Origin of the sequence: Paraliomyxa miuraensis, assembly GCF_026337845.1 — a bacterium.
In the GTDB taxonomy this organism is placed as follows: domain Bacteria; phylum Myxococcota_A; class Polyangia; order Nannocystales; family Nannocystaceae; genus Paraliomyxa; species Paraliomyxa miuraensis.
Genome location: NZ_JAOVZF010000156.1, coordinates 20,725 through 32,850 on the forward strand (window position 1 = coordinate 20,725; position 12,126 = coordinate 32,850).

General features: G+C 70.6%; 8 protein-coding genes. 4 read left to right on the forward strand and 4 right to left on the reverse strand.

The window, feature by feature from the left end; translation table 11 throughout:
* Positions 1-43: 43 nt before the first annotated feature.
* Positions 44-1,060, reverse strand: a complete 1,017-nt coding sequence (locus tag OEB96_RS25515; protein ID WP_266219338.1) for a hypothetical protein — start codon at positions 1,058-1,060, stop codon at positions 44-46.
* 303 nt (positions 1,061-1,363) lie between these two features.
* Here OEB96_RS25515 and OEB96_RS25520 point away from each other — a divergent pair, with 303 nt between their 5' ends.
* Both OEB96_RS25520 and OEB96_RS25525 read left to right on the forward strand, forming a co-directional pair.
* Positions 1,364-4,339 (forward strand): serine/threonine-protein kinase, encoded by a 2,976-nt coding sequence (locus OEB96_RS25520; protein WP_266219339.1) that lies wholly within the window; start codon positions 1,364-1,366, stop codon positions 4,337-4,339.
* Between the two features lie 68 nt (positions 4,340-4,407).
* Positions 4,408-5,235, forward strand: a complete 828-nt coding sequence (locus OEB96_RS25525; protein ID WP_266219340.1) for a hypothetical protein — start codon at positions 4,408-4,410, stop codon at positions 5,233-5,235.
* Positions 5,236-5,263: 28 nt separating this feature from the next.
* Here OEB96_RS25525 and OEB96_RS25530 read toward each other — a convergent pair whose 3' ends face one another.
* Both OEB96_RS25530 and OEB96_RS25535 read right to left on the reverse strand, forming a co-directional pair.
* Positions 5,264-6,178: an FkbM family methyltransferase gene (locus tag OEB96_RS25530; RefSeq protein ID WP_266219341.1), complete on the reverse strand. Its 915-nt coding sequence runs from the start codon at positions 6,176-6,178 to the stop codon at positions 5,264-5,266.
* The gene (locus tag OEB96_RS25535) at positions 6,175-7,872 is read right to left on the reverse strand and encodes a CehA/McbA family metallohydrolase (protein WP_266219342.1); all 1,698 of its coding nucleotides are present in this window, start codon (positions 7,870-7,872) and stop codon (positions 6,175-6,177) included. Before OEB96_RS25535 ends, OEB96_RS25530 begins: the two co-directional genes overlap by 4 nt.
* A gap of 389 nt (positions 7,873-8,261) precedes the next feature.
* Here OEB96_RS25535 and OEB96_RS25540 point away from each other — a divergent pair, with 389 nt between their 5' ends.
* Positions 8,262-9,422: a cytochrome P460 family protein gene (locus OEB96_RS25540; RefSeq protein WP_266219343.1), complete on the forward strand. Its 1,161-nt coding sequence runs from the start codon at positions 8,262-8,264 to the stop codon at positions 9,420-9,422.
* Positions 9,423-9,540: 118 nt separating this feature from the next.
* Here OEB96_RS25540 and OEB96_RS25545 read toward each other — a convergent pair whose 3' ends face one another.
* The gene (locus tag OEB96_RS25545) at positions 9,541-10,992 is read right to left on the reverse strand and encodes a hypothetical protein (RefSeq protein ID WP_266219344.1); all 1,452 of its coding nucleotides are present in this window, start codon (positions 10,990-10,992) and stop codon (positions 9,541-9,543) included.
* A gap of 70 nt (positions 10,993-11,062) precedes the next feature.
* Here OEB96_RS25545 and OEB96_RS25550 point away from each other — a divergent pair, with 70 nt between their 5' ends.
* Complete coding sequence (locus OEB96_RS25550) at positions 11,063-12,073, forward strand: hypothetical protein (protein ID WP_266219345.1); 1,011 nt, start codon at positions 11,063-11,065, stop codon at positions 12,071-12,073.
* Positions 12,074-12,126: the final 53 nt, after the last annotated feature.

Consider the following 12,126-nt stretch of genomic DNA (forward strand, 5'->3'; position numbering starts at 1 on the left):
GGCGCAATGAGGCGGTCGCGCGCCTCGAGCGAGCACGCTGCCTTCAGCCCTGCGGCACGAAGCCGTCGCAGGCGCTCGCGATCACGCTGACCGCCTCGGTGAAGAACGGCGCATAGTCGGGCGCACACACCGGCCCCACCGAGCCGTAGCCGAACGACTGGGTGAACTCCCGCAGGCGCGGCGCGGGCTCGGCCCCCGAGTAGCCGCCCGTGGGCTCGAGCGCGATGCCGGGGCAGGTCCCGCCCGCGTCGCAGTCGCCGATGAGCGACAGCACCACGATCGCATCCTCGTTGCCGCCCTTGGCCGAGACCAGGCTCGCCTTCCAGCCGGCGGGGTCGCCGTTCGAGTTGGGATCGGCGTCGGCCGGCACGCAGGTTCCGTCGAGCGGGGGCGCCGGGGTGGTGTCGCCGGGGCTGTCCTCCTCGTCGGTGATGATGGTGACCACGAGGATCGCGTCGTCGCGCAGGAAGCCATCGTTGCACTGCCCGGGGGCGGACAGGGGCCCCACCGCGGCCAGGGTGGAGCTCATGGTCTGCTCGTCGCCGGGGCCGCCGAAGCCTCGCGAGCCGATGCAGGTGAAGGTGGCCACGAGGTCGGGCTGGTCGGCGGTGGCATAGCGCAGGCCCCCGACCAGCATGCAGTCCTGGCCGATCCCCGAGGTGACGCGCCCCGCCCCGAGGATCCCGTCGCAGCCCGCCCCGGCGATGAGCCCGGCGTCGACCACCATCACGTGGAAGTCGTCGATCATCAGGGTCTGCTCGATCGCATCGATGAACCCGGGGAAGCTGCCCAGCAGGTTGTCCTGCTCGTCCTCCATCGAGGCCGAGCTGTCGATCACGAACAGGAAGTCGACCTTCTGGCAGCCCGCTTCGTTGCCGCCGTCCTCGGCCATGCCGGTGCCGTCGGCCCCGCCCACGTCGAGCTTGTCGCCGGTGTCGGCGGGCGCGTCGTCGCTGGCGTCGCTCGAGGCGGAGAGCGTCGTCAGCGGCAGCGAGCCGCCCGAGGCGGTGTCGTCGCGCGTGTCGGGCTCGTTGCCGCATCCGGTCGCGCACCATGCCACGCTTGCTGCGATCCACCACCGTGGGTCCATGGGTCGAGCATGACGGACCGGGGATGATCGGCGCAACCGCGGATCGGCCGCCCTGCCGCCCGCGCTTCCGCGGCGGCCGGCCTGGACGGCTTCGAAATCATCGACGGTGGCGCAATCCGATCGGCGCCCGGCGTCACTACCCGTCGAATGGACGGGCTCGACCCCACCAACAGCGACGCCCTGGGTGTCGCCAGGACGGCCCTGGACGGGCGTGGGGAGCCCCGCCTCGCCCCGTGGCTTGCGCGCTCGAGTCGGGAGCCAGATGCTCGATCCGTGGCAGGGGAGGACGGGAGCGAGTCGGAGCCCGACGGCGCCGCGCTGGGGACTGCACCGACGGTCGACGATGGCGTGGGATGGCAAGTGGCCAAGCAGAGCATCCACCAGGCGCTGTTTCCCGACGTGGGGGCGGAGCCCTCGAGGGTGGGGCGCTTCGAGCTGCTGCGCCGGCTGGGCCGCGGCGGCATGGGCGAGGTGTTCGTGGCCTACGACGATCGGCTCGATCGGCGGGTGGCCATCAAGCTGCTGCTGCGCGAGCACGCGGCCAACGACCACGCGCGCGAGCGGCTGCTTCGCGAGGCCCAGGTGCTGGCGCGCCTGTCCCACCCCAACGTGGTGCAGATCCACGAGGCGGGGATCCACGAGGGTCAGGTGTACCTGGTCATGGAGCTCGTCGACGGCATCACGCTGCGCGAGTGGATGGAGCAGGCTCCCGAGGGCACCAAGGTGCGACCGTGGTCGGAGGTGGTGCCGGTGATGATCGAGGCCGGCCGGGGCCTGGCCGCCGCGCATGCCCAGGGGCTGATGCATCGCGACTTCAAGCCCGACAACGTGCTGGTGGGCAACGACGGCCGCGTGCGCGTGCTGGACTTCGGGCTGGCCCGGCCCGGTGTGGACGAGAGCGCGTCGAGCTCGGCGGTGTCGGTGGACGATCCCACTGCGGTCTCCATGCGGGCCGAGTCCGTTGCGGGCTCGGGCTCGCGTCCGGGCTCGGGCTCGGGCTCGCGCCGCGGCATCGTGCAGCTGACCGAGCCGGGGCGGGTGGTGGGCACGCTCGCTTACATGTCCCCGGAGCAGCTCACCGCCACGCCGCTCGATGCTCGCAGCGATCAGTACGGCTTCTGCGTGACGCTCTACGAGGCGCTCTACGGCGAGCGGCCGTTCAACGGCCGCTCCTTCGCTGCCTACCTGATGGCAGTGACCCAGGGGAGACTCGAGGAGCCCACCACGCGCTCGCTGGTGCCACGCTGGCTGCGAGCCGTGGTGCGGCGGGGGTTGTCGGTGGCGCCCGACGATCGCTTCGCCGACATGAACGCGCTGCTGCGCGAGCTGTCGCGGCCGCGAGGGCGCGGACGGAGGATCGCGGTGGTCGCGGGCGGGCTCTTGCTCGGCGGTGCGACGGTGGGCTCGATGCTGTCGAGCCCGGAGCAACCGTGCGCCCAGGCCGACGCCGAGCTGGCCGCGCAATGGGACGACCACGCCCGGGCCCGGGTGCGCACGAGCTTCGCCGCCGCGGAGCCCTCGTATGGCGCGGACGCAGCCGAGCGCGTGATCGCGGCGCTCGACGGTCGGGTCGACGCGTGGAGGGCCGAGCAGCGCGATGCCTGCGAGGACACGCGCGTGCGTCAGACGCATCCCGTCGACGTGCTCGCGCGACGAACGGCCTGCATCGAGCGCAACACCGCGGATCTGCGAGCGCTGCTGCATGCGCTGCCCGACGCCGATGCGGGAGTGGTCGAGCACGGGCTCGACATGGTGGAGGGCCTTCCCCAGCCGGTGCGCTGTCAGGATCTCGATGCGCTCGGACCCCAGGCGCCCGAGGATCCCGAGGTCGTCCGGGCCACGCGCGAGGCCCTGGCGACGGCCCGGGTGACGCGACGGGCGGGGCGCGACGACGAGGCTCGGGCCTTCGCCGACGAGGCGCGGACCCGGGCCGAGGCCACCGGCTACGGTCCCGTCCACGCCGAGGCCTTGGTCGAGTCGGCCCGCGTGCGCCTGGCCAGCCCGCACCAGGAGGACAAGGACGCCGCCCTCGACATGCTGTGGCAGGCGCTCGACCTGGCCGAGCTGCACGAGCATCGCGAGCTGTCGTTCGAGATCTGGCTCGAGCTGCTGTCGGAGGACGACAGCCGCGGACGCCACGATCGCGCGCGGCTGTGGGCCCGCCGCGCCGAGATCGCCCGCCAGCGCAACCCCGGCGAGCCACGACGGCGCCTGGAGCTGGCGGCTCGCCGCGGCGTCGCCGAGCTCCGGGCGGGCGAGGCGACCGCCTCCGAGAGGATCCTGCGCCAGGGCCTCGAGGCCGCCGAGACCGAGTCGAGCTCGGAGCTCCAGCGAGCCCAGCTGCTCGAGGCGCTGGGCAACACCCTGCGTCGTGCCGGTCGCACCAACGATGCGCTCGAGGCCTACGACCAGGCCGAGCAACTGTGGCGAGACGCCCTTGGCCCAGGACACCCCTACCTCGCGCGGCACGACTACAACCAGGGGCTGTTGCTGACCGACCTCGGCCACGTCGACGCGGCACGCCAACGACTCGAGCGCGCGCGCACGAGGTGGATCGAGCTCTACGGTGCACGAACCCTGCTGGTCGGTCGCTCGGAGCTGGCCCTGGCCCAGCTCGACCAGCTGACGGGCGCCCTCGACGACGCGCTCGCACATGCCAGGCGGGGACAGGAGATCCTCGCCGTCGCCCGTGATCCCGACGATCCGCTCCAGGTCGAAGCGCTACAGCTGCTCGGCCTGGTCCAATTTCGTCGCGGCGAGCTTCAGGACGCCCACGACACCTGGCAGCAAGCCCTCGAGCACATCGTGGCCGCGCGCGGCCCCGATGATTCCGAGGCCCTGCTCACGCGCAGCAACATGGCCGAGGCCCTGCTGGGTCTGGACGAGCACGAGCGGGCGCGGAGGGCCTACGAGGCGCTGCTGCCCGCCGTGCAGGCCCGTGCCGACCAGGAGCCGCTGACGGCGATGCTCGTGCTCAAGGGCCTGGGCCTGGCCGAGCTGGGTACCGAGCGCGCGGCCGAGGCGGTTCCCCGGCTCGAGGCCGCGCTCGCGCTGCTCGAGCGCCACGGTGGGCACCCGCTCGAGCAGGCCGACTTGCTGTGGGCGCTCGCCCGGGCCGAGCGCGCCACCGGTGAGCCTCGCGAGGGCGTGCACGCGCGAGCCGAGCGTGCGGCCGAGCTCTATGTCGAGCACGGCCAGAGCGAGCGGGCCGACGAGATCCGCACGTGGCTTGCGACCTTCGATCGATAGACCCACTTGGCGCACCACATCCATTCGAACCACCACCCAACAACCCATCGAGCGAAACGAGCGAGACCATGTTCTACGGAACCATCAACTCCAACGGCACCGTCGACACCACCAAGGCGTTCTCCAACAACTTCACCGTCTCCGGCTCCAGTGGCACGTACGTCGTGAGCTTCAACGAGTTCCTCCACTATCCGCCCACCGTCACGGCCACGGCCATCGGTTCGAACACGTCGGAGAACAACTATGTCGGGGTGCAGACCACGATGACCCAGACCACCGTGGGTCAGGCGTTTCAGGCCACGTTCTGGGTATGGAAGCCGGAGCAGAAGAACCCTACCAACCATGGGTTCACCTTCCATGCCCGCAGCGGACAGTCTCTGATGTTCAACGCCGGCGTGAACACCACGCTATCGCTGAATCCGAGCATTCAGTCGTTCACCTATACCGATGCCAACGGCAACCACAGGACCAACTCCGTGCTCGTGATCTCGACCGGGATCAATGGCCTGAACTCCACGACGGGACAGATGACGGGAGGCACGGGCAGCTACTCGGCCACCTTCGACAAGGGCACCGTCCTGCTCGGCATCTACCAGGGCGGTGGGACCATGATCCTGGAGATCCCCAATACGGTCCGGGACAACTCGGGGAACACCTGGAACCTGACCGGATGGACCTACGGTGCGGGAGCGGGAGCGACGGGCCAGCAGTGGGCGGTGGGCCAGAGCAGCAGCACCTACCCCCTCCAGCTCGCCTCTCCGGGCGGGGGAGCCCCCGTGCCGCCGATGACCACCCCCGAGAGCTTCGTGATCATGGCGACCCGTGGCACCCAGACCCTGACCACCGACCCCGTCATCCGCCTGTCGAATGTGCCACCGGCCGGCATCTCGCTGTGACCCCGGCGGGCCGGCTGCGCGACGTACCTCAGCCCCGCAGCCGCTGCTCGTCCACGAAGATCGTGTTCACGAACGTCCCCGCCCGCACCTCGTACCCATGCCCGCGCAAGAGCTCCAGCGTGGGCTCGCGCTGCTCGTTGGTGCCGTAGACCAGCGTCTCCACGCACAGCACGGCCGGCCGAAAGCGGTCGAAGCTCAGGGTCTGCAACATCGCCAGATCGAGCCCCTCGACGTCGATGCTGACGAGGTCGGGCGGGGTGCGGCCGAAGTGCTCCTCGAGGATCGAGTCGATCGAGCGCAGCGGCACCTTCACCACCGCCTCGATCGTCTGGGGCCCCGACTCGGCCACGTAGCGGTCGGCCTGCTCGCGCGAGAACGTGTTCAGCTGGGGGCGCTCGCGGATCACGTAGTAGTCGGCGCTGTCGCTGCCGTCCACGCTCACCCCGACCTCGAGCACGGTGTCCTCGGGGCGAGCGCGGCGCAGGAGCTCGGCCATGAACGGATTGGGCTCCACCAGCACCCCGCGGCTGCCCTTTGCGTAGAACAGGAACGTGTTGCTGGAGATGCTCGGGTGGAACGCCCCGATGTCGAGGTAGCGCGGCTTGGGGATCCCCACGTGCTCGAGCACCGCCTGCAGCACCAGGTCCTCGCCCTGCTGGGCGTAGCTGAGGCGACGACCGTCGGGCGGCATGGGGCCGAGATCGGTGGGCAGCGGGGGGATTTCTCCGGGCGCGAGCGGGGGTGGAGGACTCGCGGAGGTCGGGGTACTCGCGGGCGCCGGGTCGCTCACGGCGCCCGCAGCCTCGTTGGCCTCGTCGGCGGCGGTGCTCAGCGCCCGGGCCACCTGCGTGAGCCCGGCCGTGGCGCCCACGCCCACCAGCGATCCCAGCAAGAAGGACCGTCGCCCCGGCGATCCGTTGGCGTCGCGTGGAGAGTCGCTCAAGGGCTCGATCGTAGCAGGGGCCCCGGACGGTGTCGCCTACGAGCCCCGAGCACCATGAGCAGCATCCACGCCCACGCACGACCGCCAGAGTCGGTCGTCGTGCACCCGCACCCGTCATCGGCGCCCTCGCTCGCTCCGGCCGAGCCCGTGCTGCTCGTGCCACTACCGCTGCTGTCGGCCCCGCCACCGCTCGTGGTGCCTCCGCTTTCATCGAGGCCCGTGTCCATGTCGCCGGTATCGGACGAGGCCGGCCCGGCCTCCACCCACAGGTGGCTCGTGACCACGCGGCGCTCGCCGTCGACGAGGATCTCCACGCGGTAGCGGTCCTGCCCCTGCGCGGGCGCGGTCACGTTCCACTGCACCATCGCCGGATCCTCGTCGATCGCCTGGGTGCCCGCGCTGGCGCCGTTCTCGACCAGTCGCACCTGCTGCCCTGCGGCACCGGTGATCACCGCGGTGAGCGTGACCTCGTCGGCGCGGATCGTGTCGCCGTCGATCTCCTGCAGAGCAGCGAGCTCCACCATCGGATCATCGGGCCCCTGGAGCTTGACCACCGTGCGCCCGCGACGGATGCCCTCGACGATCCCCGCCGCGTCGAGCCGGTCGGCCAGCACCACGGTGGCAGCGCTACCGATCGGACTCTGGAACGGCGAGAGATCGACCCCGGCCCGGTGATCGTCGCTGCCGCCGAGCGGCACCACGTGCAACCCCTGGGCGCACAGCTCGTCCCACTGCTCGATCGCGGACTCGGTGTACTGGCCCGCGAACGGCTCGAGACCACCGGTGGCAATCTCGACGGCGTCGATCATCGCGGGGTCGAGCGCGAGATCCCATGCGCACCCGATGCACAGCGCCCCGAGCTCGAGGGTCGGGTGGTTCAGCACGAACAGCGCACCTTGATCGTGATACGCCTGCACCGCCCCCTCGATCGTGACGCCGGGCTGGCCGAGCTCGTGGCTCACGAAGCTGGTCGCGCCGATGCCGTTGGCGTGCCCGGCGTAGGTGGTGAATTCCACCCCCGGTACGAACAGCAGCCCGGGGTGCCGCGGCTGCACGTCGCCGAGGAAGTCGAGCGCGGTGTGGACGTTGTGATCGCTGATGACCACCCAGTGAAGCCCCACCGACGTGGCGAAGTCGCCGATCTCGTCGAGCGGCGGCCGTGCATCGCCGCTCTCGAGCGAGTGCACGTGCACGTCGCCCGCGTACCAGCCCGGCTCGTCCACCAGCGCGGGGCTGGGCACGTACGGCTGGCGCTCGGGCTGCGGCGCGAGCGTGGCCGATGCGGCATCACGCAGCACGATCTCGAGCTCGAACTGCCCGGGCGGGTCGAGGATCTGCGCCTTGCCCACGATCACGTTCCACGTGCCCGCGGGGATCGGCCCGGGCGAGTAGCTGCGCGACGCCGCGTCGAGGCCCACGATCGCGGGCTCGGAATTGCCTCCGCCCCAGCCGCGTCGGCCGCTCGGATCCTCGAGCCCCCAGTCGAGGATGTTGGACATCGAGAGGTCGTCGTGGCGGACCTCGATCTCCACCGTGCCCTCGGGGACTTCGAACGGCACCCGGAAGTGATCGAGACCGTCGTCGGGCACGTCGCCGGCGATCGGGATCACCGTCTCGGCCGCGCGTACGAGCGATGGAAACGAAGCGACGGCGACGGCGACGGCGATGGTGAGCCTCGAGCCTCGGCCGAGCATGGGGCGAGCGTACATGCGAATTCCGGGGTGGACGAAGACCAAGGCCGCCGAGCTGCGCTGGAGTCGCCGTCGGGCGGCGGGGCGTGATTCCGCCCTCGCGCGGCGCACGAACGGTCGGGTGGGCTCGATCCATCGCAACTTCGCGCTCGATCAGCGTCGCCGGTGCTCGCATTCGAGCCCTCGACGATCGCTCGGTGCGACAGCCGAGCCGTTGTCGTCGTTCGTGCTCGCGGGAAACGAGCCCCGACGGCCGAGAGATCGTGCATGATGGCCCGCGCGGTGCTGAGGAGCAGCACGCCAAGACACTTGGATATCGGCCTCCTTGGCCGAGGAATCACGACACAATGACTACATCAGACTTGAATCTCCGTTCTGGCACTCGTCGCCCGGTGCTCCGCCCCCTGGTCCTGGGATCCACGGTCGTGCTGGCGTTGTCCGGCTGTCCGGATGCTGGCGAAGGTGATGCCGACACCGGGTCGAGCACGACGGACTCGACGACGGGCTCCTCGACGGGTTCCTCCACGAGCGCAGAGGATACGCTCGGCACGACGAGCGTCGGCACGACGAGCGTCGATACGACGACCACCGAGGCGGACTCGAGCAGCGGAGGAGAGATGATCGAGCTGGCCGATCTACCGGTGGGCTGGGAGGACTGGGCGATCATCGGGATGACCGATCGGACCGACGGGGGAGACGCCAGCACCATCCGCCTGGTCGTGGGCAACGATACCGCGGTCGAGGCGGCGCGCTCGGGCGATACCTCCCCGTGGCCCGAGGGAAGCATCTTGGTCGATGTCGTCTGGACCGACGGCGGCAATGGGTTCTCGGCCGACATGGTCGCGCCGGACACCTTCGGCGCGATCGCGGTGATGGAGAAGGACTCCGACCGCTTCGCAGCGACCGGTGGGTGGGGCTACGCCATCTTCAGGGGGGACGATCTGATGCCGGCCGAGCCCGACGTGATCGCCAACCCCGCGGACGACGTGGACGAGTCGACGTGCTACGGGTGCCACAACTCCCGCGTCCCCGACCAGGACTTCGTGTTCACCATGCCGCTGCCCCTGCCGACCGCGATGGACATCGGCGCGGCCGAGGCCCACGTCAACGGCATGACCCTGGACGAAGGCTTGCTCGAGTGGAGGTTCATCAGCGTCCACCACCGGCTCGCGAATACGCAGATGCGGGTGGTGCTCGGCAACCAAACCGCCGTGGACGCCGCCCGGGCCGGCGACACCAACCCGTGGCCCGAGGGCACGGTCCTCGCCGATGTCGTGTTCGCCGCTTCGGCCGCCGGCCTCGAGGATTGGCCAGACATGATCGCGCCCCAGTCATTGGCGGCCATCGCCGTGATGGAGCGCGACGCCGCGACGTTCGCCATGACCGGCGAGTGGGGCTATGCACTGTGGGCCAACGGCGCAGGAGGCTTGGCGCCAGGAGGTGCCGACGGCGTCGCGGACGACGACACGACGTGCTTTGGCTGCCACAACATCTTCGTAGGAGGCGCGAACGACTTCGTGTTCACCAGCCCAGGCCCTCTGCCCAGCCCGTAGACCGACCGTTCGCGCCCTCGCCTGGCGAGGGCGCGAACTCGCCGGGCGCCGTCGCCTCGAGGCCGAGCTGCCGAAGCACGTCGTCGAGTCGAATGTCGGCGTCGCGAATGCGCTCGAGCTACCGACAGCCGCCCACCGTGGGCGCCGCATCGCGGTACATCGACCACATCTCGAGCACGAAGTCGCTGCTGGCTCCGCCTCCACCATCCACGTCACCCGCCACCCAGCGATCGACGTAGTCGAAGAAGGCATCGTGTCCCCAGGCCTGTCGCTGGCCCATCGCATGCACGGCCAGCGCCTCTCCGACCCAGGTCACCGACGTGCAGCAGTTGCGATAGTCGGCACAGCCATCCTCCAGACCCGCGGGGTCGCGGCAGTCCTTGGCGCCGTTCATGCAGGCGCCCGCGTAGTCGCAGCCGCTGGCAAAGTAGCAGCTGTCGCAATCGCGACCCCACCGGGCTATGCCATCGCTGCCGTAGTAGGTCATGCGATCCTCGTTGCCGACGTCGAGCCCCGGGCTGGCCATCGCGGCGTCGCCGAGCAGCGAGCCCGCGAGCACGATGGGGAGCTTGCGGCCGTTGAAGTGCCCACCATCGCCTGGCCAGCCGCCGCCGGCCTGGAGCACGCCATGGTTGTCGATGCCGAGCTGGATCAGGCGGATCGCCAGCGTCTGCTGCTGCGGCGTGTCGAGCAGCACGTAGGTCGCGAGCTGGGCGACGATGTTGCCGATCTCCCGACCGTAGCAGTACATGTTGTGGGTCGCGCAGCCGTGCTGCATCACCCAGCTGCCGAGGTGATCCACCCACGGGCGCTCCACGTGGCGCAGCAAGGCCTCGGCATCGGGGAGCTCGGCGGGGCCCGCCAGCTTGGGCAGCGCGTCCCAGCACACGTCCGATGCTCGATGCGAGGGCTTGTCGGGGCCCGCATAGGGCGGCCGGAAGGCGTCGGCCGGCGGTGCCTGGTCGACGATGGTGAGGATCGCCTGGGTGTGGATCGGGCCGCGCTGACAATCGCCGTCGTAGGTCAGCCAGGCATCGCTCGAGCCATTGGTGCACTCGGGCTCCTCGGGGTGGCTGATGCTCGACACCAGCGAGTGCGTGCCCTCGACGGTCAGCGGGAACGAGACGCGCAGGCCTGCTTCGTGGTTGCCCGCGCGGTCGTCGTAGTCCTGGCTCCCCACCGGGTCGAGCATCGAGCCGTTGCGACCGTCGGTGGGGTCGGGCGACACCGACTCGATCGTCACCGGGCCCACCACCCACCAGTCGCCGGTCACGTACTGCCCGACCGGATACGTGCCGTCGAACGTCCACGTGATGCCGTACTGACTGACCGACGATGCTTGCTGAGGCTCCGGTCCCGTGTCCTCGCTGGACGCGGTGCCATCGGGGTCGGATCCGGTGCTCGTGTCCACCTGCGATGGACCGCTCGAGCCGGTGGTGGTGGCGGACCCGGTGGTGCCGTCCGGGCCGCTGCTGCCGTCGCTCGTGCTGCCCGAGCCGCCGGTGCAGCTCGCAATCATCGCAAGGGCAAGGGCAGCGGCGGTGGCGGGCAACGCAGGCGTTCGAAGCATGCGCCAACGTAACACCAATGGGCCGCCGCGAGGATACGATGGCCCGGTGAAGCAGAGGGCGAGGCGAACCATGATGCGTCGATGGCTGCTCGTGGCGGGCGTGCTGCTCGCCTGTCGGGCGGAGCCGACCACCACGCCCGATCCCGGGCCCGAGCCCGCGGCGGCTCCCGTGGCTCGACCGAGCCCCGCGATCGAACCGGAGCCCGAGCCCGAGCCTTCGTCGGAGCTCCTCGAGGAATTGGTCGAGGCACCACCCCCCTACACCAACCCGGCCGAGGGCTGGCCGGCGGAGCTGCCCTGGGTCTCCGACGCCGACCTGAGCTACGCCGAGGTGCAGGTCTCGCAGGCCGGCGACGTACGCGTGCGCTGGTCGGCCCCCACCGCGAGGCTGCAGGAGGTCGGCACACGCCTTCAGCAGGGCCTGGTCCAGGCCGGCTACACCGCCTCGGAGCCGTGCGAGCTACGGCCCGGCGAGGGCTGCCGCCTTCGGCTCGGCGACCGACTCGTGGTCCTGTCCGCGGGCATCACCTACCCCGGCAGCGAGACCATCAACGTCACCCTGCAGCTGCTCCCCGCCGGGCATCGACCCCTCGCGCGCTTGCCCGGACGGTGCGTCGTGCCCCCCTCGCGCAAGGACACGGTGATCGTGTCGGCGTCGGGCATCGATCAAGAGGGCGAGGCGCGCTACGCCGAGTCGCGCTGGTCGGTGGACACGGCGCCCGGTCCCGACCTCGACGGCGACGGCGTGCCCGAGGTCTACGTGCCACGCGAGAGCAAGGAGCCCTGCCCATGGAACGTGCCCCACGACGTCTATGTGATGCGTGGATCCTGCGGGCACCGGGTGGGGACGATCGTCGGACCCGTGGACGACGAGACCAACGTCGCACCGTTCGTGAAGGGACTGCGAGCGATCCACACCTCGGCCGAGTGGGCGGCCTTCGACGGCGACTTCGGCGTGCCCAACCATCACACCCGCACGCGTCGCTACGAGTTCGACGGATCGAAGCTGCGCAAGCGGGCCGAGGATGAGCGCGAGGGCAAGTGCCACCACTGCGGCGTGGAGCACTGCCGGCGACGGTGAGACACGAGGCCCTCGACGCAACGCGCCGCAGCCGGGGCCAACGCAATCGAGCC